This window comes from Rhizobium sp. Leaf371 (assembly GCF_001424045.1).
In the GTDB taxonomy this organism is placed as follows: domain Bacteria; phylum Pseudomonadota; class Alphaproteobacteria; order Rhizobiales; family Rhizobiaceae; genus Ferranicluibacter.
Map to the genome: position 1 here is coordinate 268,303 of NZ_LMQB01000027.1, position 21,000 is coordinate 289,302.

The window sequence follows — 21,000 nt, forward strand, 5'->3', positions numbered from 1 at the left end:
GCTTGGGAGCTTCTTGTCTCCCCTGAAGAGAACATCGGCGAAATACCGAAGAAAATCAATGAAATCTTAAAGCTTGGCTCGCTTTGATACAGTCATGGTTAACAGTAACCATGACGTGCAGCGCGATTCGGGAGAAATTGCGGCCATGTTCGACCACAGGTCGCCGGATATGCGCGATTGTCGCACAACTGCGTGATGGTGCACGGGCGCAGGATGTCATGGCTCGATGTCAGTGGAAAGACGGACGACCGTCTGTCGTTGATTCCACCTTGCGGTCGCCTCAGGCGGCGGCCCCCACCACCTGGTTGCGACCGTTGCGCTTGGCCTGATAGAGCGCCGTGTCCGCGCGCTTGAGCAGGCCGTCGGGCGTTTCCCCGGCCGGGTCGAGCACGGCAATCCCCATCGATGCCGTGATGGAGAGCGTCGTGCCGCGATCCTGCAGGAGGAACGGCGTCGTCTCGACGCTCGCGCGGAGCCGCTCGGCAATCGCACTCGCGGTCGCGGCATCCGTGTCGGGCATCACCAGCACGAACTCCTCGCCGCCGAATCGGCAGGCCAGATCCGCGCCGCGGACGGTGGTGCGCAGGCGCCTGGCGAATTCGCGCAGCACCTCGTCGCCGGCGTCGTGGCCGTAGGTGTCGTTGACGGCCTTGAAGCGGTCGATATCCGCCACGCAGATCGACAGGCTGCGGCCGCGCTTCGTCGCACGCTCGATCAGCAGCTTGAGATGGTTGTCGAGGTAGCGTCGATTGTGCAGCCCCGTCAGGCCGTCGGTGATGGCAAGCTCGATGGTCTGGTGGACGCTGAGCCGCAGGCGATCGTTGCACTGCTTGCGCCGGATCTGCGTGAGCGACCGGGCGATCAGCTCGTTCGGATCGATCGGGCGCATGATGTAATCGGTCACCCCGAGATCGAGTGCGCGCACGACAAGGTCCTCGGCGCCCTGCTCGGCCACCAGAAGGATCGGGATGTAGCGTGTGCGCTCCAGAGAGCGCAGCTGCGAGCAGAGCCGCAGCGGGTCGTAGTCGTCGAAATTCGCATTGACGATGACGAGGTCGAAAGCTTGTTCGGCCGCCTCGAACAGGGCTGCCTGCGGGTCGCTGATGATCGTCAGGCCGGCGACGGGCTTCAGGGCGCGGGAGATGCGGTCCTGCGAGCTGGCACGGGCATCCACGAGCAGAATGTTTCCCGGCTCGTCGGGACGCTCGGCCCGCGAGAGATCCTCGAAGCCGACGCTCTTTGCCGTCTCGGCCCGCAGACGCAGCTCGTCGCTGACGTTCTTCAGGCGCACGAGGCTTTTGACCCGCGACATCAGTTGCAGGTCGTTGACCGGCTTGGTCAGAAAATCGTCAGCGCCGGCCTTCAGGCCCCGCACCCGATCGGAAGGCTGGTCGAGGGCGGTGACCATCACGACGGGAATATGGGCCGTCTTCGGATTGGCCTTCAGCCGCTCGCACACCTCGAAGCCGTCGATGCCGGGCATCATGATGTCGAGGAGGATGATATCGACGGGCCGGCTGTCGCAGATGGCGAGCGCCTGATAGCCGTCGGAGGCCGTGAGGACGTCGAAATACTCCGCCACGAGCCGCGCTTCCAGCAATTTGACGTTTGCCGGGATGTCGTCGACGACGAGTATGCGTGCGGTCATGCGGTGCGTCCTGTCCTATCGCCCCCGGCCTTCAAGGGCCGATCCGGCCGATGCGAGGGATACCATGATCACTCCAGCGCGCCTTCATGGCGGCTTCGTCGCGGCGTTTGCGGGCGTCGATCAGCCATCGCCGAGATATGTCTTGATGGTCTCGATGAACTTCGGCACCGAAATCGGCTTGGAGACATAGGCCTCGCAGCCGCCCTGGCGAATCCGCTCCTCGTCGCCCTTCATGGCGAAGGCCGTGACGGCGATGACGGGGATGACATGGAGTTCGTCGTCCTCCTTCAGCCACTTGGTGACCTCCAGCCCGGAGACCTCCGGAAGCTGGATGTCCATGAGAATGAGGTCGGGTCGATGCTTGCGGGCGAGGTCGAGCGCCTCCAGGCCGTTGCGTGTCTGAATGGTCGTGTAGCCCGATGCTTCGATCAGGTCGCGGAAGAGCTTCATGTTCAGCTCATTGTCCTCGACGATCATAACCTGTTTCGGCATATCAGAACCTTCCGCGTCTACGGCCATGGCCGGGGGTCATTCCGTCGGCTGCAAGACCAGCAATCGCGCATGACGTATGAAGGATTAGGCCTATTTGGTTGAAAAAAAGGTAATCATGGGCCAGAAAAGCCAACGTGTTTCGCAAGAGGGTGGAAAACAGTGACGACAGCCGATGAGACCGCCATTGCCGTGCTCGGCTGGCTTGCAGGCGAGCCCGAGCTTCTCGGCCGCTTTCTGGCGCTGACCGGCACGGACCCGACCCGCCTGCGCGGCGCGGTGGGCGACCCCGGCTTCATGGCCGGCCTCCTGGATTTCGTCATGGATCACGAGCCGACGCTCTTGCAATTCTGCGAGGCGACCGGCACGAGGCCCGAAGCCGTCGCGCGCGCGCATGCCGCGCTCTCCGGCTTCCGCGGCGATACGGGCAGCGCATGACCATCGAGACGATCGATCCGCAGACCCCCCTCTGCTTCGACCATATCACGCTGACCGACAGGCCGCTGATCGTCTGCGATATCGACGAGGTGGTCCTCGAATTCGTCACGCCCTTTCAGACGTTCCTGAAGGCCGGCGGGCGGGAGCTTCTGCCGCGCTCGTTCCGGCTGCATGGCAATATCGTGCCGCTCGGCAGCACCGAGCCCGTGCCCGACACGATGGTGCCGACGCTGCTGGAAGACTTCTTCCAGACGCAGGATGCCTGGCAGACGCCGGCGCGACAGGCGGCCGAGACGCTGGCGGATCTCTCCGGCGAGGCGGATATCGTCTTCCTCACCGCCATGCCCCCGCGCCACACCGAGGTGCGCCGCCGGCTGCTCGACCGGCACGGGCTCTCGGCCTATCCGCTGCTGGCGACCGAGGCGCCGAAGGGCCCGGTCGTGCGGCAGCTCCACGATGCGCGCGACGTGCCCGTGGTCTTCATCGACGATATTCTGCGCAATCTGGAATCCGTGCGCACGCATGCGCCGGACTGCCTGCTGATCCGGCTGATGGCCAACGCCGAGTTTCTGGCGATGGCGCCTGCACCGAGCGAGGGCATCGAATCGGCCGCCGACTGGGCGGATGCGGCCCGTATCATCCGACGGCATCTGCAGCACGGTTCACATCTCTAAGAGACCCTGGTCTAAGAGACCCTGGTCTAAGAGGCCCTGGCGGGACGATGGAGGCCAGCAACCCGAGCCGCTCGATCATGCCCGACGTGGCGCCGCGCGTTTTCCACAGGCATCACCCTTTGGTGATCGGAATATGACCTTCTGTCCGATCTTCCGAGCCCCTGAGCAAAGCTTCCTTAAACCTCTTCCCGTAGCCTTCACCCTGTTCGAATGATCCGGATGGTGTCGATGGTTTTGCGTTTTCCTCTCGGTCTCGGGCTCCTGTTGCTCGCCCTCGCCAGCACGACGGCGCATGCAGCCGACGGTACCTCGCCGCTGCAGATCGTGGTCTCCAAGGACAAGCAGTCGCTGGTGGTCTATGACGGCGCCTCGGTGGTCGCGACGTCGAAAGTGTCCTCCGGCAAGCGCGGCCATGACACGCCGACCGGCATCTTCTCCATCCTCGAAAAAAGCCGCTACCACGAATCCAACATCTATTCGAACGCCCCGATGCCGTTCATGCAGCGCCTGACCTGGTCGGGCATCGCGCTGCATGCCTCCAACAGCGTTCCCTCCTATCCCGCCTCGCATGGCTGCGTGCGCCTGCCCAACGCCTTTGCCAAGACGCTCTTCAAGATGACGGAGCGCGGTTGGCATGTGGTGATTTCGGACCGGCCGATCGCACCGCAACCCGTGTCGCACGGTTTTCTCTTCCAGCCGTCGGCGCCGGAGCAGCAGTTGCTGTCGGATGTGACGCTGCGCCCGGCCATGTCCCAGATCACGAGCGGCACTGTGGAAGTCGCCATGAGCGAGCCCGCACCGTCTCCGCCGGCTGCGCCATCTGCGCGTGCCGAAGACACCCGCGAGCCGATCCGCATCCTGATCACCCGGCGCGGAACGCGCGAGCTCACGCTCGATGTGCAGGCTGCGCTCAATGGTCTGGGCTATGATGCGGGCGTGCCGGACGGTGCGCTCGGCAGCCAGTCCACCGCCGCGATCCGTGCCTTCGAACTGGCAGAGGGGCGAGAGCCGAAGGGCCGGGTGACGCCGGCGCTGGTGGACGCGCTCTTCCGGAAGGCCAACCTGCCGTCGCCGGCCAATGGCCAGCTTCTGGTCCGCCGCGCCTTCACGCCGCTCTTCGAAGCACCAGTGACGATTGCCGCGCCGGAGATCGCGCTCGGCGCCCACTTCTACCAGTTTCAGGACATCGACGCTGCGACCGGCAAGGGCAGCTGGTTTTCTCTCTCGCTCGACAACGTCCTTCCCAAGGGGATGAAATCGCGTCTGGGCATCACGACCGACGATGACGCCTTTGCCTATAACGCGGCAACGCGCGTGCTCGACCGCATCCAGATGACGGACGACTTGCGGGAGAAGGTCGAGGACCTCCTCGCCCCCGGTTCCTCGCTCACCGTTTCCGACATGGGTCTCGGCCCGGAGACCGGGCGCGGAACGGACTTCGTCACCATCACGCATCCTGACAAAGGCTGACACGGGACCGCCTCCCCTCCGGTTGACCCCGGAGAGGGCAGGTCTACGAGATCAGCTCGACGTCGATAACGCCGGGCGCCGTCTTCAAAGCGGCGGCGATCTCCGCGGAGATCCGATACGTATCGCCCAGCTCCACTTCGATCTCCCGCTGGCCATTGTCCTTGACGATGATGAAGGACACCTGCCCATCGCCCTTCGTGTTCAGATGCGTCGCAACCGAGCGCAGAGGACCGCTGTCGCGGACATAGACGCGCAACGCCTTCTGCATCTGGAACGAACGCTCCTCCAGCGACTGCAGGGTCTGGATGCGCAGGCCGATGCCTTCCGGCCGTTCCTCCGCCTGCACGGTCATCACCAATGATTTCCCCGGCTCCAGCAGGTCGCGATATTGCTGCAGCATCTCCGAGAACAGGACGGCTTCGAACTGCCCCGACGAATCGGAGAAGGTGACGATGCCCATCTTGTTGCCCGTGCGGGTCTTTCGCTCCTGCTTCGAGGTGACGGTGCCGGCCAGACGCCCGGCCGTGTTGCCCTTCTTCACCGACAGGGCGAAATCGGCAAAGGTCTGGCAGCGGATCTTTGCCAGGAGATCGTTATAGGTGTCGAGCGGGTGGGCCGACAGATAGAAACCGAGCACCTGGAATTCCCGCTGCAGTTTCTCCGAGGCGAGCCAGGGCGTGAAATCCGGCAGGCTGATTTTCTCCGGGCCCGTGGCCGCACCGGCGCCGAACATGTCGCTCTGGCCGCTCACCTTGTCGGTGAGCGCACGCTGCGCAAAGCCCAGGATCCGGTCGAGACCGCCGCTCAGCTGCGCCCGGTCATAGCCGAAGCCATCGAAGGCGCCGGCGAAGATCAGGCTTTCGAAGACGCGGCGGTTCAGCAGCTTCGGGTCGATGCGCAGGCAAAAATCCTCGAGGCTCTTGAACGCGGTCTCGCCCCGCACCGCCACGATATGATCCACGGCCGCCTCGCCCACGCCCTTGATGGCCGAGAGCGAGTAAAAGATGCAGGTATCACCCGTCTCGAACCGGCGGAACGAGGTCTGGACGGAGGGGGGAACGACGGTGATGCCGAGACGGCCGGCATCCTGACGGAAATCGACGAGCTTTTCCGTGTTGCCCATATCGAGCGTCATGGACGCCGCCAGGAACTCGACCGGATAGTGCGCTTTCAGATAGGCCGTCTGGTAGGAGACGATCGCATAGGCCGCCGCATGGCTCTTGTTGAAGCCGTAATTGGCGAATTTCGCGAGCAGGTCGAAGATCATGTCGGCCTGCGGCTTCGACACGCCGTTCTTGACCGCACCATCGACGAAACGCGCCCGCTGCTTGTCCATCTCCTCCTTGATCTTCTTGCCCATGGCCCGGCGCAGAAGATCGGCCTCGCCGAGCGAATAGCCCGAGAGAACCTGGGCGATCTGCATCACCTGTTCCTGATAGACGATGACGCCCTGCGTCTCCTTCAGCAGGTAGTCGATGGTCGGGTGGATCGATTCGATCTCTTCCTCGCCATGCTTTCGCGCATTGTAGACGGGGATGTTCTCCATCGGGCCGGGGCGATAGAGCGCGACCAGCGCGATGATGTCCTCGATGCAGTCGGGCCGCATGCCGATCAGCGCCTTGCGCATGCCCGCACTTTCCACCTGGAACACGCCGACCGTGTCGCCCTTGGACAGCATCTCGTAGGTCTTGGCGTCGTCCAGCGGCAAGGCTTCCAGCGCCACATGGATGTCGCGCTTGGCGATGAAATCCACGGCGGTCTTCAACACGGTCAGCGTCTTCAGCCCGAGAAAGTCGAATTTCACGAGGCCGGCCTGCTCGACCCACTTCATGTTGAACTGGGTCACCGGCATGTCGGATCGCGGATCGCGGTACATCGGCACCAGCTTCGACAGCGGCCGGTCGCCGATGACGATGCCGGCGGCATGGGTCGATGCGTGGCGGTAGAGCCCTTCTATCTTCTGGGCGATATCGAGCAGGCGGCCGATGACGGGCTCCTTGTCGACCTCCTCCTGGAAGCGCGGCTCGTCCTCGATGGCCTTGGCGAGGGTGACCGGGTTCGCCGGATTGTTCGGCACCATCTTGCAGATCTTGTCGACCTGGCCATACGGCATTTCCAGCACGCGGCCGACGTCCCGCAGCGCGGCGCGGGCCTGCAGCGAGCCGAAGGTGATGATCTGCGCCACCTGCTCGCGACCATATTTCGCCTGCACGTAGCGGATGACCTCTTCGCGCCGGTCCTGGCAGAAGTCGATATCGAAGTCGGGCATCGACACGCGTTCCGGATTGAGAAAGCGTTCGAACAGCAGCGAAAAGCGCAGGGGATCGACGTCGGTGATCGTCAGGGCATAGGCAACGAGCGAGCCCGCACCCGAGCCGCGGCCGGGGCCGACCGGGATATCCTGCAGCTTTGCCCATTTGATGAAGTCGGCAACGATCAGGAAGTAGCCCGGAAACTTCATGCGCTCGATGACGCCGAGTTCGAAATCCAGCCGCTCGCGATAATCCGTCTCGCTATAGCCCGGCGACAGGCCGAGCTTCTGCATCCGCTCGTCCAGACCCTCGATCGCCTGGCGGCGAAGCTCGCGCGTTTCCGCCCGCTCGGCCTCCGCCGGATCGTCGGATGCACCGGTGAAGCGGGGAAGGATCGGCGCCCGCGTCTTCAGGACGAAGGTACAGCGACGCGCCACCTCGATCGTGTTGTCGAGCGCCTCCGGCAGATCGGCAAAGAGTTTTGCCATTTCCTGCCGGCTCTTGAGATAATGGTCGGGGGTCAGGCGAAAGCGCGTGTCGTCGGACACCATGGCATTGTGCGCCACGGCCATCAGGGCGTCGTGCGCGTCATAATCGCCGGGCGTCGGGAAGAAGGGTTCGTTGGTCGCGACCAGCGGCAGTTCCAGCCGGTAGGCAAGATCGATCACCCGGTTTTCGTGGCGCTTGTCGTAGCGTCCGTGCCGCTGCAGTTCGATATAGAGACGATCGCCGAAGAGTTCCATCAGGCAGCGCGTGCGCGCCTCGGCGAGCGCTGCATGCCCCGAGCGGATCGCCATGTCGATCGGCCCGCCGCTCGCACCCGTCAGCGCGATCAGCCCGTCGGTGCCGATCTCCTTCAGCCAGGAAAGGCCGATCCGGACGCTCTGGTTCCCCTCCCCGCCGAGATAGGCCCGACTGACGAGATCCACCAGATTGACATAGCCCTGATCCGTCGCCGCGATGAGCACGATGGCGGGAAGCTTGGCAAGGTGCTGGGCGTGTCCGCGCTTCTCGCCTTCGACCTCGTCTTCCATTTCGATCGACAACTGGCAGCCGATCAGCGGCTGGATGCCGTCATCCATGCATTTCAGCGAGAATTCGAGCGCGGCGAACAGGTTGTTGGTATCGGCGATGCCGATCGCCGGCTGGGCGTCGGCCACCGCCTTGCCGATGATCTTCTTGATCGGCAAAGCGCCTTCGAGCAGGGAGAACGCCGAATGGGTTCTCAGATGGACGAACTGGGCCACCGGCTTGTCGCCATTGCCCGTCCCGCCCGCAAAGCTTCCGCCTGCATCCGCCATAGGTCACTCCGACTCTTGCATGAGATGAGAGCATACGCGTTTCAGGCGCGCGAAGCGACAAGGGCGTCGCGTTTCTCCCCCGGAACTTGTCCGGCGGACAGAGGACGCGGTGCTAGAGACCGAGAAGCAGAATGGAGAAGCTGGCGATGAACATGGCGACGGAGGTCAGTGCGGCGAGATCACGAAGGAAGTCGGACATGGCGTTCTCCTTTTGGTTATGTTCTTTTTATGTACTCTTTTTGTTCCTTGATCAAGGGCGGATTTTCGGCGATGGTTAAGAAATTCCAGCCGACTCGGCGCCGCTCTCAACCTTGAAACGGAGACCATCATGCTCGACCATATCGGCTTTCCCGTCGGCGATTTCGCGCGCGCCGCCGCCTTCTACGACGCGGCGCTGGCGCCGCTCGGCATCACGCGGCAGATGGCGGTGACCGTGGAGATGACCGGCAAGGAGGCGCATCTCGGCTACGGGACGCCCGGCAGCCTGTTCTTCTGGATCAGCAGCGGCGAAGCGATATCCGGCAGCCTGCACGTGGCCTTTGCGGCGGAGAGCCGCGAGCGCGTGGATGCCTTCCACGCCGCGGCGATTGCGGCTGGCGGGCGCGACAACGGCGCGCCGGGACTGCGGCCGCATTATCATGAACATTATTACGGCGCGTTCGTGCTCGATCCGGATGGCCACAACATCGAGGCGGTCTGCCACGCGGCCGTTTAGGTCCGCGCGCCGCGCCTCATTCCAGTTCGCCTTATTCCAGTTCGACGACCTTGCCGTCCTGCAGCGTGATCCGGCGGTCCATCTTGGAGGCCAGGTCGTAATTGTGCGTGGCGATCATCGCGGCAAGGCCCGACTGCTTGACCAGCGCCTTCAGCGCTTCGAAGACATAGCCGGCCGTCTCGGGATCGAGATTGCCGGTCGGTTCGTCGGCCAGCAGGACGAAGGGCGCGTTGGCGACGGCCCGGGCGATCGCCACACGCTGCTGCTCGCCGCCCGACAGTTCCGACGGGCGATGGTCGGCGCGGTGGCCGATGCGCATATAGTCGAGCAAGGCCGAAGCCCGCTCGCGCGCTTCCTTCTTGGAGAGGCCAGCGATCAGCTGCGGCATCATGATGTTTTCGACCGCCGTGAATTCCGGCAAAAGATGGTGGAACTGGTAGACGAAGCCGATCTCGTTGCGGCGGATGGCCGTGCGCTCGGGATCGCTGAGAGTGCCGCAGGCGCGCCCGTTGATCGAGACTTCGCCGCCATCGGGCCGCTCCAGCAGACCGGCGAGGTGCAGCAACGTCGATTTGCCGGTGCCGGAGGGGGCGACCAGCGCGACCGTCTGCCCGCCGAGCAGGCGGAAATCCGCGCCCTTGAGGATCGAGAGCGCCTGTTCGCCCTGGCTGTAATGGCGCTCGACGCCGGAAAGCTCTAGTGCCACGCGAGGGGCCATCATTTCGTTCCTGTCACTCGTAACGCAGCGCCTGGACGGGATCCAGTCGCGAGGCCCGCCAGGCGGGGAAGATGGTTGCCAGGAACGACAGTCCGATGGCCATGCCGACGACCGCGACGGTCTCGCCGAGGTTCATGTCCGCCGGCAGCTGGCTGAGGAAGTAGAGTTCCGGATTGAAGATCGTCGTGCCCGAGATCCAGGAGAAGAACTGGCGGATCGATTCGATGTTGAGACAGACGACGACGCCGAGGGCGACGCCCGCCAGCGTGCCGACGATGCCGATGGCCGCGCCGGTCATGAAGAAGATGCGCATGACGGCGCCGGACGTCGCGCCCATCGTGCGCAGGATGGCGATGTCGCTGCCCTTGTCCTTCACCAGCATGATGAGGCCCGAGACGATGTTGAGCGCGGCCACCAGCACGATCAGGGTCAGGATCATGAACATCACGTTGCGCTCGACCTGCAGGGCCGAGAAGAAGGTCTTGTTGCGGTCGCGCCAGTCGCTGATCAGCACCTGCCTCTGGGCGGCCTGCTCCACCGGCTGCCGCAGGCTGTCGACGAGGTCGGGGTTCTCGACGAAAAGCTCGATTGACTGGGCGATGCCTTCCGCATTGAAATAGAGCTGCGCTTCTTCCAGCGGCATGAAGATGATCGACGCGTCATATTCCGACATGCCGATCTCGAAGATCGCGGAGACGGTGTAGGATTTGACGCGCGGATTGACGCCCATGGGCGTCACGTCGCCTTCCGGCGCCACCAGCGTGATGGTGCTGCCGGCCTGCAGGCCGAGCTGGTCGGCCATGCGCGAGCCGATCGCCACGCCGCCGCCGGTGGCATATCCGGTGAGATCGCCCGATTTCAGGTGATCGGAAATCGACTTCATCTTCGCAAGATCGTCGGCGCGCACGCCGCGCACCAGCGCACCCGTGCCGGCGCCACCCGGACCGGAGGCGAGCGTCTGCCCCTCGATCATCGGAATCGCCATGGTGACGCCCTTGATGCCGGAAAAGCGCGTGGCGAGATCGGCATAATTGTCGAGCGGGCCGTCCAGCGGCTGCACGATCATGTGGCCGTTGATGCCGAGAATGCGGGAAATGAGTTCGGTGCGAAACCCGTTCATCACCGCCATGACGATGATGAGCGTGGCCACGCCGAGCATGATGCCGATGAAGGAGAAGCCGGCGATCACCGAGATGAAGGCTTCCTTGCGCCGCGAGCGCAGATAGCGCCATGCCACCAGCCGCTCGAAGCTTGAAAAGGCACGGCTGGAGGCCGGCTTCGATGCCTTGCCGCTCGACGGCGTTTCCTTCGGCGGCGCGCCCTTCGAGGCTGTCTTCAGTCCGGTCTGGGACGGCGGTGCCGACGCCTTTGCCGGTTTCGGGTCCGTGGAAGCGGCGCTCATGCCTGGTCCTTATTTCGCAGCGGTCAGCTTGTTGATCGCAGCTTCGATGGTCATGGTCTCGCGCGCACCGGTCTTGCGGTCCTTCAGCTCGACCTCGCCGGCCGCAACAGCCCGCGGCCCGGCGATGATCTGCGTGGGAACGCCGATCAGGTCGGCCGTCGCGAACTTGGTGCCTGCGCGGTCGTCGGTGTCGTCGTAGAGCGTGTCGATGCCGGCCTTGGACAGCGCGGCATAGATGGTTTCGCAGGCGGCGTCGCACGCCGCGTCGCCGGCCTTCATGTTGATGATGACCGCATCGAAGGGCGCAACCGAGGCCGGCCAGATGATGCCGTTCTCGTCATGCGACGCCTCGATGATCGCGGGCACGAGCCGGGTCGGGCCAATGCCGTAGGAGCCCATATGCACCAGATGTTCCTTGCCGTCGGGGCCCTGAACCTTGGCGCCCATCGGCTCGGAATATTTCGTGCCGAAATAGAAGATGTGACCGACCTCGATGCCGCGGGCCGACAGACGCTCGCCCTCGGGGATCGCGTCGAAGGCCGCTTCGTCGTGCATTTCCGATGTTGCGGCGTAAACGGAGGTCCACTGGTCGAACACGGCCTGCAGCGCGGCGACGTCGTCGAAATCCATGTCCTCGGCGGGAATGTCGAAGTTCACGAAGTCGCGGTGGCTGAACACTTCGGATTCGCCGGTGTCGGCCAGAATGATGAACTCATGGCTGAGGTCGCCGCCGATCGGGCCGGTGTCGGCGCGCATTGGAATCGCGCGCAGGCCAAGCCGCGAGAAGGTCCGCAGATAGGCCGTGAACATCTTGCGATAGGCGTGCTCGGCGCCTTCCTTCGTCAGGTCGAAGGAATAGGCATCCTTCATCAGGAATTCGCGCGAGCGCATGGTGCCGAAGCGCGGACGGATCTCGTCGCGGAACTTCAGCTGGATATGGTAGAGGTTCAGCGGCAGGTTCTTGTAGGATTTGACCGAAGAACGGAAGATGTCGGTGATCATCTCCTCATTGGTCGGCCCGTACAGCATCGGTCGCTCCTGGCGGTCCTTGATGCGCAGCATTTCCTTGCCGTAATCGTCGTAGCGACCGCTTTCCTGCCAGAGCTCGGCCGACTGCAAGGTCGGCATGGACAGCTCGATGGCACCGGCGCGGTTCTGCTCCTGGCGGATGATGCCGTTCACCTTGTCGAGCACGCGCTTGCCGAGCGGCAGCCAGGAATAAATGCCCTGGCTCTGCTGGCGGATCATGCCGGCGCGCAGCATCAGGCGATGCGAGACGATCTCCGCTTCCTTGGGGTTTTCCTTCAGGATCGGCATGAAATAGCGGGACAGACGCATGAACGGGTTCCGGAGTGGCGCCTTCCGTCTAAACACGGATTCGGGCGAAATGAGGTTTGCTTACGGCATCTGCCTTGTGCGGGGCCATATGGACGAAAGACGGATGAAGGCCGGCGAACGGTCGAATCCGGCTCCATCCCAGTGGCTGGTCTTAAACGCTTCGCGACGGGAAGAAAACCCGTGCCGCAGCCGCGACGCGAAGAGCCTGCGCCATAGGGCACGAGGCCGTGTCGTGCGACATATGGAAGCGGAAAACGGGAGCGCGAGTAACGTCAATTGGCTGTTGTGTGTCAATGAATATTTTTTGCTGGACTGTAGCATAAATGCAAAAAAATCGGATGACACCTGCACGGAATTCAGTTAGTTTCAGCCCACAAAACAGGCAGGAAGATTAAATTCTTGTCGACGTCGCGGAAAAAGTCTTGGGAGGATCAGATCTTAGGCGCGGTCATACGCTGCCACCGGTAACGGTTACGGGTCACGCGATTGCTTAGAAAACAAGGCTTCTGGCCTTGTTTTTTTTTGGCTTTTCGGCAGAGGTCGATGCGTTCTGTCCTGCGGAAAACGGTCGATCCGTTCGGGAAGCTCCAGCCCGGCCGCCAGCTGATGGCGTATCTGCCAATCCGTTGAGCAACGGCCGGCCCCTCGAAACCCTCATCGGGTTGCCGCGTGTTCAGGTGAGCACCGCCCTGCCCCCGCACCAGCCTCAATAGAATTTGGGCGCGAACTGCGGAATGGAATCGATGCCATAGCCGAGCTTCACCGACAGCAGGTACCAGACGACATGGATCACCGCGGCAAGCGCCGTCGTCATGCCGAAGATCCGCAGCGCCCGAAACCGGGCCGGCGCGCTCTCGACGCTTCCTGGCACCACATCGCTCTCCTCCGCCTGCGTGCGCAGGCCGATCGGCAGGACGATGAAGAGCGTCATCCACCAGATGATGAAATAGATGGCGAAGACGGAAAAGAGCGGCATGGTGACATCCCGGTTGAGAGGCTGACCGCCCTTATACGCCGCACCCTGCCCGGCTGGAAGCCGGATGGACACGAAAAGGCCCCCGACGCATACCCGCAGCGAGGGCCATTCGATCGAGGAAGCGTCAACCCCTCCAAGAGGACGGCGAGGCGTCAGGACAAGCGGTTGATGAAGACCGTGACGACCGGCTTCTTGCCCCAGACTTCGTTGGCCGTACCGCGAATGGCGCGGCGCACGGCCTCTTGAACCATGGCGAGATCCTTGCGGCGCGCGCGCGGAATGCTTTCCACCGCGCCGAGAACGGCATCGTACAGCGTGTCGTTCATGTCCTCGCCCTCGTCGTCGAACTCCGGCAGGCCGATCGGCACGACGATCGGATCGGAGGCGAAGTCGTAGCGCGCATCCAGCACGACATTGACCGAGACGTGTCCGGCAAAGGACAGCTTTCGGCGGTCGCCGATGCCCATTTCCTGGAAATCGCCGATCAGGCCGCCATCCTTGAAGATGCGTCCGTGCGGCGCTTCGCCGATGACCTGCGCCATGCCCGGCGCGAGCCGGAGGATATCGCCGTTGCGCACACGCGGCACGTTGGGAATGCCGGACTGAAGCGCGAGCTCCATCTGTCCGACGAGGTGCGCCGCTTCGCCGTGCACGGGCACCAGCAGCTTCGGACGGATCCACTGATACATCTGCTTCAGCTCGTTGCGGCGGGGGTGGCCCGACACATGCACGAGCGCGTCGCTGTCGGTGACGATCAGGATACCCTGCTCGATCAGACCGTTCTTGATCTCGTTGATCGCCTTCTCGTTGCCGGGGATGGCGCGCGAGGAGAAGACGACGGTGTCGCCGGCGGTGAACGCGACATTGCGCATCTCGTCGCGGGCGATCTTCGCCAGCGCCGCGCGGGGCTCGCCCTGGCTGCCGGTGAGGATGACGACGACGCGATCACGCGGGATGAAGCCGAATTCGTCCTCGCTGATGAAGGGCGGAATGCCCTCCATCAGTCCGACGTCGCGGGCGACCTGCACCACGCGCTTCATGGACGAGCCCATCAGCAGAACCTCGCGGCCGGCGCCGGCCGCAGCCTTCGCGATCGAGCGGATACGGCCGACATTCGACGAGAACGTCGTGATGGCGACACGGCCTTCCGCGGCGCGAATGACCTTCTCGAGGCTGGTGGACACCTCTTCCTCCGACGGCGACACGCCGTCGCGGAGCGCATTGGTCGAATCGCACATCAGTGCCAGCACGCCCTCGTCGCCGACGGCGGTAAACCGGTCGCCATCGGTCAAGGGACCGAGCGACGGTGCATGGTCGATCTTCCAGTCGCCGGTATGGACAAGATTGCCGAGCGGCGTGCGGATGACGAGCGCCATCGGCTCGGGGATCGAGTGATTGACGCCGACGGCCTCCACCTCGAACGGGCCGATCTGAACGCGGTCGCCCTGCTTGAAGATGGTGATCGGCACCTCGTTGCGGCTGCGTTCGTACTGCCGCTTGGCTTCCAGCATGCCGGCCGTGAACGGCGAGGCGTAGACCGGAACGTTGAGGCCGGGCCAGAGGTCGGACAGCGCGCCGTAGTGATCCTCGTGCGCATGGGTGATGATGATGGCCTTCAGGCTCTTGAGCTTGTCGGCAAGGAAACGGATATCGGGGAGCACGAGGTCCACGCCGGGCAGGTCCGGCCCGGGGAATGTCACGCCGCAATCGACCATGATCCATTCGCGGTTCGCCGCAGGGCCGTAGCCATAGAGCGCGAGGTTCATGCCGATTTCGCCGACGCCGCCAAGCGGCAGGAAAACCAGTTCGTTTTTCTCAGTCATCAGAGAATTATGCCTTGTATCATCCGAAAAAGACATCGCCGGCGGCTATGTGCCGGCGCATGCCGTTTTCATCCGTGAGAATTAGTTGGCCGGAGCCGTCGATGTCGTCGAAAGTGCCAATGATGGAGCGGTCCGGAAGGTTGACCGTGATGGGGCGACCGATGCCGACGGCATGCTGCCGCCAGAGGGCGATGATGTCGCCGATGCCCCGTCCACCGTTCCAGGTGCTCAGTGTTTTGGCCATGCTCATGAAGAGATGCGCGAACAGTTCTTCCGCCGATGCGGCCGCGCCTTCGCTACGCAGATCGGTCAGGGGGTAGAGCCCATGGTCGGGCGCGTTCACCACATTGATGCCGCAGCCGATCACCAGCGCATAGCGGCCATCCGCGAGGCGCTCGCCCTCCAGCAGGATACCGCAGGTCTTTTTCCCGCCGATCAGGATGTCGTTCGGCCATTTGATCTCGGCGGATCGCGCGCCGGCGGGCAGCACCGCCTGAATGGCGTCGCGCACGGCAACGGCGACCGCGAGCGGCAGGGACTGGATCATCTCCAGCGGCGCGGGGTCGATCAGCAGAAGCGAGGCGTAGAGGTTGCCGCGTTCGGAACTCCAGGCACGACCACGCCGGCCGCGACCATCCGTCTGCCGGCCGGCTGTGATCCAGAGATGGCCCGGATCGCCTGCGCGCGCACGCGCAAGGCATTCGGTGTTGGTGGAGCCCACCTCGTCCAGGGCGACGTGGCGGAAGTCGTCAACGGACATGCGGGTGAGCCGGCTCAGGCCGCTCAAAAGAATGTCCGGGCTGCCGCTTCGGCCGCAGCGCCGATCGGGCCGCCGACGATGACATAGCCGACGATGAAGAGGCCGGAGAGACCATAGACCAGCTTCAGCGAGCCTGCGGGACGCGCGAACTCGCCGGCCGGCTCATCGAACCACATCAGCTTGATGACGCGCAGATAGTAGTAGGCGCCGACGACGGAGGCGAGAACGCCGATGACCGCAAGCGCATAGAGCTTCGCCTCGATGGCCGCCATGAACACGAAGTACTTGGCGAAGAATCCGGCGAGCGGCGGGATGCCGGCGAGCGAGAACATCAGGATCGTCAGGACGACGGCCATGAAGGGGTTCGTCTGCGACAGGCCTGCGAGATCGTCCACCTGTTCGACGTGATGGCCTTCCTTGCGGCGCATGGCGAGGATGCAGGCGAAGGTGCCGAGCGTCATGACCATGTAGATCAGCATATAGAGCACGACGCCGCGCACGCCCGCCATCGAGCCGGCAGAGAGCCCGACCAGCGCATAGCCCATGTGACCGATCGAGGAATAGGCCATCAGGCGCTTGATGTTCTTCTGGCCGATGGCGGCGAAGGAACCGAGCACCATGGACGCGATCGAGATGAAGACGATGATCTGCTGCCAGTCGAGCTGGATCGGCTCGAAGGCGGTGATGACGACGCGGACCAGCATGGCGATCGCGGCGATCTTCGGCGCGCCCGCAAAGAAGGTGGTGACCGGGGTCGGCGCACCTTCATAGACGTCCGGCGTCCACATGTGGAACGGCACGGCCGAAATCTTGAAGGCGACACCGGCCAGCACGAAGACGAGACCGAAGACCAGACCGAGCGAACGCCCGTCGGCCGACAGAGCCGCTGCGATCTCGACGAAACCCGTATGGCCGGTGAAGCCGTAGACCAGCGACATGCCATAGAGCAGCATGCCCGACGACAGCGCGCCGAGAACGAAATATTTCAGGCCGGCTTCCGTCGAGCGCAGATCGTCGCGGTTCATGGCGGCGACCACATAGGCCGCCAGCGACTGCAGTTCCAGCGCCATGTAGAGCGACATCATGTCGTTGGCGGAGATCATCAGCAGCATGCCGAGCGTCGCGAGAACGACGAGCACCGGATATTCGAAACGATCGAGGCCGAAGACCTTCGCCTGGCCTGCAGAGAGGAAGAGCGCGACGATGGATGCGACCAGCGTCAGCATCTTCATGAAACGGGCGAAGGGGTCGGCGACGAAGGCGCCATTATAGGCGACGCCGTCACCGGTGGTGGTCAGCAGAACGCCGGCGATCACCAGAACCGCGATCGCCAGCCAGGTGACGAGACCGGAGGATCGCTCGCCCGTGAAGACGCCGATCATCAGCAGCGCGAGCGCGCCGATGGCAAGCGTCACCTCAGGGAGCGACAGATGAAGACTAGCGACCAGAATATCAGCGTTCATGTTTCTCTCGCCCCGTCGTCAGTTTGCCGAGAGCGCAAGGGACTGCGCTGCCTGAACGGCGGTCGTGTAGTTATTGACCAGCACATCGACGGAAGCCGCCGTGGCATCGAAGACCGGCGCCGGATAAACGCCGAAGAAGATGGTGAGCACCGCGAGCGGGTAGAGGATCACCTTTTCGCGCGGCGACAGATCCAGCAGCGCTTTCAGCTTTTCCTTCTCCAGCGCGCCGAACATCACGCGGCGGTAAAGCCAGAGTGCGTAGCAGGCCGAGAGGATGACGCCCGTGGTGGCGAAGAAGGCGACCCAGGTGTTGGCGCGGAACGCGCCGAGCAGCGTCGTGATTTCCCCGACGAAGCCCGAGGTTCCGGGAAGACCGACATTCGCCATGGTGAAGATCATGAAGATCACGGCGTATTTCGGCATGTTGTTGACGAGGCCGCCATAGGCCGAGATCTCGCGGGTGTGGAGACGATCATAGACCACGCCGACGCAGAGGAAGAGCGCGGAGGAGACGATGCCGTGCGACAGCATCTGGAAGATCGCGCCCTGCACGCCCTGCACGTTGGCGGCGAAGATGCCCATGGTCACGTAGCCCATGTGGGCGACGGAGGAATAGGCGATCAGCTTCTTGATGTCCTGCTGCATCATCGCGACCAGCGAGGTGTAGATGATGGCGACGACGGACAGCGTGAAGACCAGCGGCGCGAAGTGCTCGGACGCCACCGGGAACATGCCGAGCGAGATGCGGACCATGCCGTAACCGCCGAGCTTCAGCATGACGCCGGCGAGGATGACGGAGCCAGCGGTCGGCGCCTGCACGTGGGCATCGGGCAGCCAGGTGTGGACGGGCCACATCGGCATCTTCACGGCGAAGGCCGCAAAGCAGGCAAGCCACAGCCAGGTCTGCATGCCGACGGGGAAGCCCGTCTTCGTCAGCTCGATCATGTCCGTGGTGCCGGTCTGCCAGTACATCGCCATGATGGCGAGCATCATCAGCACCGAGCCGAACAGCGTGTAGAGGAAGAACTTGTAGCTCGCATAGACGCGCTCCTTGCCGCCCCAGACGCCGATGATGACGAACATCGGGATCAGGGTCGCTTCGAAGAACACGTAGAAGAGGACGATGTCGAGCGAGACGAACACGCCCGTCATCACCACCTGCAAGAGCAGGAAGGCGATCATGTAGGACTTGATGCGCTTTTCGATCGCGTGCCAGCTGGCGAGCACGCAGAAGGGCATCAGGAAGGTGGTGAGGATGACGAACAGCATGGAGATGCCATCGACGCCCAGATGATAGGAGATGCCGGTGCCGAGCCAGGCATGCTGCTCGACCATCTGGAAGCCGGGGTTCGCATTGTCGAACCCCGCCCAGATGAAGAGCGACAGCAGAAAGGTGACGACCGTCGTTGCCAGCGAGATGTTGAGGACGTTGCGGCGACCGGCGGCGCTGTCGTCACGCATCAGAAGCAGGAGCACAACGCCGACCAGCGGCAGGTAGGTGACCGCCGAGAGAATGGGCCAATCGGTCATCAGAAGGAGCTCCCGAGCATCATCCAGGTAACGAGCGCGGCGATGCCGATCAGCATCACGAACGCATAGTGATAGAGGTAACCGGTCTGCAGGCGCACGACGCCGCGCGTGACGTCCATGACCCGGGCGGCAACGCCGTTCGGACCGAAGCCGTCGATGACGCGCCCGTCACCTTCCTTCCAGAGGAAGGTGCCGATGCGCTTGGCGGGACGCACGAACAGGAAGTCGTAGAGCTCGTCGAAGTACCACTTGTTCAAGAGGAACTGGTAGAGGCCGCGATGCTGGCGCGCCAGCGCCTTCGGCGTTTCCGGAGACTTGATGTAGAAGTACCAGGCCGTGACGAAGCCGAGCACCATGGCGATGAACGGGCTGAGCGCGACCAGCGCCGGAACATGGTGAAACTCGTCCAGCAGCTCGTTTTCGGCCGAGGTGAACAGCGCACCCTGCCAGAACTCGGCATATTCGTGGCCGTAGAAATAGCCCTCGCCGAGGACGCCGGCGACGACGGCGCCGAAGCCGAGCACGAAGAGCGGCACGAGCATGACCATCGGCGATTCATGCACGTGATGCATGACCTCGTGGCTCGCCCGCGGCTTGCCGAAGAAGGTCAGGAACATCAGTCGCCAGGAATAGAAGCTCGTGAACAGCGCGGCGATGACCAGCAGCGTGAAAGCGAAGCCCGCGAGCGGCGAGTGCGATGCGTAGGTCGCCTCGATGATCACGTCCTTGGAGAAGAAGCCGGCAAAGCCGATGGGCGTGAAGGGAATGCCGACGCCGGTGATGGCGAGCGTGCCGATCAGCATCATCGCAAAGGTGATCTTGATGTGCGGGCGCAGGCCGCCCATGTGGCGCATGTCCTGCTCGCCATCGACGGAGTGGATGACCGAACCGGCGCACAGGAACAGGAGTGCCTTGAAGAAGGCGTGCGTGAAGAGGTGGAACACGGCCGCGCCATAGGCGCCGACGCCGAGTGCGACGAACATGTAGCCGAGCTGCGAACAGGTCGAATAGGCGATGACGCGCTTGATGTCGTTCTGCACGAGACCGACGGTCGCCGCGAAGAAGGCGGTGATCGCACCGATCAGGGTCACCACCGTCAACGCGGTCGGCGACAGCTCGAACACCGGCGACATGCGGGCGACGAGGAAGACGCCGGCCGTGACCATGGTCGCGGCATGGATGAGCGCGGAGACCGGGGTCGGGCCTTCCATCGCGTCCGGCAGCCAGGTGTGCAGCAGGAACTGTGCCGACTTGCCCATGGCGCCCATGAAGAGCAGCAGCGCGACGCCGGTGACGGCATCGGCGCGATCGAGATGCATGCCGAACAGGGTGATGACGGGCTCGGCGGCGTTGGCGGCACCCTCCGTCGGGAGATAGGTCGCGGCCGTCGCGAAGATCGTCTCGAACGAGATCGAGCCGAAGAGGACGAAGACGCCGAAGATGCCGAGCGCGAAGCCGAAGTCGCCGACGCGGTTGACGATGAACGCCTTCATGGCTGCGGCGCTGGCAGACGGCTTCTTGTACCAGAAGCCGATCAGCAGATAGGAGGCAAGACCGACGCCTTCCCAGCCGAAGAACATCTGCAGCAGGTTGTCAGAGGTCACCAGCATGAGCATGGCGAAGGTGAACAGCGAGAGATAGGCGAAGAAGCGCGGGCGATGCGGATCGTGGTGCATGTAGCCGATCGAGTACAGGTGCACGAGGAACGACACCGTGTTGACGACCACGAACATGACGGCCGTCAGCGTATCGACGCGGAAGGCCCACTCGGCATCGAAGTTGCCGGTCTGGATCCAGCGCATGACGGAGACGCGGATCATTTCCGTTTCGCCGAGGCCGACATGGACGAAGACGACCCAGGACAGCACGGCCACGACGGCCATCAGGCCCGTCGTCACGTATTCCGAGGCTTTCGCACCGATCTTCGAGCCGAACAGGCCGGCGATCAGGAAGCCGATGAGCGGCAGGAAGACGACCGCTTTGATGATGGTATCCATGGCCGA

16 protein-coding genes are annotated in these 21,000 nt (G+C 63.5%); 4 read left to right on the forward strand and 12 right to left on the reverse strand.

Going from position 1 to position 21,000, the window contains the following annotated elements; genetic code table 11:
* Positions 1-280: 280 nt before the first annotated feature.
* Both ASG39_RS19620 and ASG39_RS19625 read right to left on the reverse strand, forming a co-directional pair.
* Entirely contained in the window at positions 281-1,648 is a 1,368-nt protein-coding gene (locus tag ASG39_RS19620; protein ID WP_062596624.1) for a PleD family two-component system response regulator, read from the reverse strand.
* A gap of 120 nt (positions 1,649-1,768) precedes the next feature.
* Entirely contained in the window at positions 1,769-2,140 is a 372-nt protein-coding gene (locus ASG39_RS19625; protein ID WP_062468369.1) for a response regulator, read from the reverse strand.
* Positions 2,141-2,299: 159 nt separating this feature from the next.
* On the opposite strand from ASG39_RS19625, the gene ASG39_RS19630 reads away from it, so the two are divergent.
* From ASG39_RS19630 to ASG39_RS19640, 3 genes are all read left to right on the forward strand, one after another.
* Entirely contained in the window at positions 2,300-2,575 is a 276-nt protein-coding gene (locus ASG39_RS19630; protein ID WP_062596625.1) for a DUF3572 domain-containing protein, read from the forward strand.
* On the forward strand, positions 2,572-3,249 hold the full coding sequence (locus tag ASG39_RS19635; protein ID WP_062596626.1) for a hypothetical protein: 678 nt from the start codon (positions 2,572-2,574) through the stop codon (positions 3,247-3,249). Before ASG39_RS19630 ends, ASG39_RS19635 begins: the two co-directional genes overlap by 4 nt.
* A 234-nt stretch (positions 3,250-3,483) precedes the next feature.
* Positions 3,484-4,719, forward strand: coding sequence for a L,D-transpeptidase family protein (locus ASG39_RS19640; RefSeq protein WP_156468217.1), 1,236 nt, complete (start codon positions 3,484-3,486; stop codon positions 4,717-4,719).
* A gap of 43 nt (positions 4,720-4,762) precedes the next feature.
* Here ASG39_RS19640 and dnaE read toward each other — a convergent pair whose 3' ends face one another.
* Entirely contained in the window at positions 4,763-8,272 is a 3,510-nt protein-coding gene (gene dnaE / locus ASG39_RS19645) for a DNA polymerase III subunit alpha (protein WP_082477380.1), read from the reverse strand.
* Positions 8,273-8,600: 328 nt separating this feature from the next.
* Here dnaE and ASG39_RS19650 point away from each other — a divergent pair, with 328 nt between their 5' ends.
* Positions 8,601-8,987 carry a VOC family protein gene (locus ASG39_RS19650; protein WP_062596627.1) on the forward strand — a complete coding sequence of 129 codons (387 nt, stop codon included), beginning with the start codon at positions 8,601-8,603 and terminating at the stop codon, positions 8,985-8,987.
* Positions 8,988-9,018: 31 nt separating this feature from the next.
* On the opposite strand, the gene ASG39_RS19655 is transcribed toward ASG39_RS19650, so the two are convergent.
* The 9 genes from ASG39_RS19655 to nuoL form a co-directional block, all read right to left on the reverse strand.
* The gene (locus tag ASG39_RS19655; RefSeq protein ID WP_062596628.1) at positions 9,019-9,705 is read right to left on the reverse strand and encodes an ABC transporter ATP-binding protein; all 687 of its coding nucleotides are present in this window, start codon (positions 9,703-9,705) and stop codon (positions 9,019-9,021) included.
* A gap of 13 nt (positions 9,706-9,718) precedes the next feature.
* On the reverse strand, positions 9,719-11,107 hold the full coding sequence (locus tag ASG39_RS19660; RefSeq protein ID WP_244481275.1) for a lipoprotein-releasing ABC transporter permease subunit: 1,389 nt from the start codon (positions 11,105-11,107) through the stop codon (positions 9,719-9,721).
* A 9-nt stretch (positions 11,108-11,116) separates the two neighbouring features.
* Positions 11,117-12,445: a proline--tRNA ligase gene (proS, locus tag ASG39_RS19665; RefSeq protein WP_062596629.1), complete on the reverse strand. Its 1,329-nt coding sequence runs from the start codon at positions 12,443-12,445 to the stop codon at positions 11,117-11,119.
* 706 nt (positions 12,446-13,151) lie between these two features.
* Positions 13,152-13,421: a DUF1467 family protein gene (locus ASG39_RS19670; protein ID WP_062596630.1), complete on the reverse strand. Its 270-nt coding sequence runs from the start codon at positions 13,419-13,421 to the stop codon at positions 13,152-13,154.
* Positions 13,422-13,573: 152 nt separating this feature from the next.
* Positions 13,574-15,244 carry a ribonuclease J gene (locus tag ASG39_RS19675; RefSeq protein ID WP_062596631.1) on the reverse strand — a complete coding sequence of 557 codons (1,671 nt, stop codon included), beginning with the start codon at positions 15,242-15,244 and terminating at the stop codon, positions 13,574-13,576.
* A 19-nt stretch (positions 15,245-15,263) separates the two neighbouring features.
* On the reverse strand, positions 15,264-16,004 hold the full coding sequence (locus ASG39_RS19680) for a biotin--[acetyl-CoA-carboxylase] ligase (protein ID WP_062596746.1): 741 nt from the start codon (positions 16,002-16,004) through the stop codon (positions 15,264-15,266).
* Between the two features lie 23 nt (positions 16,005-16,027).
* Complete coding sequence (gene nuoN, locus ASG39_RS19685) at positions 16,028-17,467, reverse strand: NADH-quinone oxidoreductase subunit NuoN (protein ID WP_062596632.1); 1,440 nt, start codon at positions 17,465-17,467, stop codon at positions 16,028-16,030.
* Positions 17,468-17,485: 18 nt separating this feature from the next.
* Entirely contained in the window at positions 17,486-18,997 is a 1,512-nt protein-coding gene (locus ASG39_RS19690; RefSeq protein WP_062596633.1) for an NADH-quinone oxidoreductase subunit M, read from the reverse strand.
* A complete protein-coding gene (gene nuoL, locus ASG39_RS19695) occupies positions 18,997-20,994 on the reverse strand; it encodes an NADH-quinone oxidoreductase subunit L (RefSeq protein WP_062596634.1) in 1,998 nt (665 codons plus the stop codon). The genes ASG39_RS19690 and nuoL overlap by 1 nt, the downstream gene beginning before the upstream one ends.
* Between the last annotated feature and the right edge of the window lie 6 nt (positions 20,995-21,000).

Bases quoted from the DNA above. Each gene is read 5' to 3' on its own strand.
- ASG39_RS19620 (WP_062596624.1), bottom strand. From the start codon at position 1,648: ATGACCGCACGCATACTCGTCGTCGACGACATCCCGGCAAACGTCAAA.
- ASG39_RS19625 (WP_062468369.1), bottom strand. From the start codon at position 2,140: ATGCCGAAACAGGTTATGATCGTCGAGGACAATGAGCTGAACATGAAG.
- ASG39_RS19635 (WP_062596626.1), top strand. From the start codon at position 2,572: ATGACCATCGAGACGATCGATCCGCAGACCCCCCTCTGCTTCGACCAT.
- dnaE (WP_082477380.1), bottom strand. From the start codon at position 8,272: ATGGCGGATGCAGGCGGAAGCTTTGCGGGCGGGACGGGCAATGGCGAC.
- ASG39_RS19650 (WP_062596627.1), top strand. From the start codon at position 8,601: ATGCTCGACCATATCGGCTTTCCCGTCGGCGATTTCGCGCGCGCCGCC.
- ASG39_RS19655 (WP_062596628.1), bottom strand. From the start codon at position 9,705: ATGGCCCCTCGCGTGGCACTAGAGCTTTCCGGCGTCGAGCGCCATTAC.
- ASG39_RS19660 (WP_244481275.1), bottom strand. From the start codon at position 11,107: ATGAGCGCCGCTTCCACGGACCCGAAACCGGCAAAGGCGTCGGCACCG.
- proS (WP_062596629.1), bottom strand. From the start codon at position 12,445: ATGCGTCTGTCCCGCTATTTCATGCCGATCCTGAAGGAAAACCCCAAG.
- ASG39_RS19670 (WP_062596630.1), bottom strand. From the start codon at position 13,421: ATGCCGCTCTTTTCCGTCTTCGCCATCTATTTCATCATCTGGTGGATG.
- ASG39_RS19675 (WP_062596631.1), bottom strand. From the start codon at position 15,244: ATGACTGAGAAAAACGAACTGGTTTTCCTGCCGCTTGGCGGCGTCGGC.
- ASG39_RS19680 (WP_062596746.1), bottom strand. From the start codon at position 16,004: ATGTCCGTTGACGACTTCCGCCACGTCGCCCTGGACGAGGTGGGCTCC.
- nuoN (WP_062596632.1), bottom strand. From the start codon at position 17,467: ATGAACGCTGATATTCTGGTCGCTAGTCTTCATCTGTCGCTCCCTGAG.
- ASG39_RS19690 (WP_062596633.1), bottom strand. From the start codon at position 18,997: ATGACCGATTGGCCCATTCTCTCGGCGGTCACCTACCTGCCGCTGGTC.
- nuoL (WP_062596634.1), bottom strand. From the start codon at position 20,994: ATGGATACCATCATCAAAGCGGTCGTCTTCCTGCCGCTCATCGGCTTC.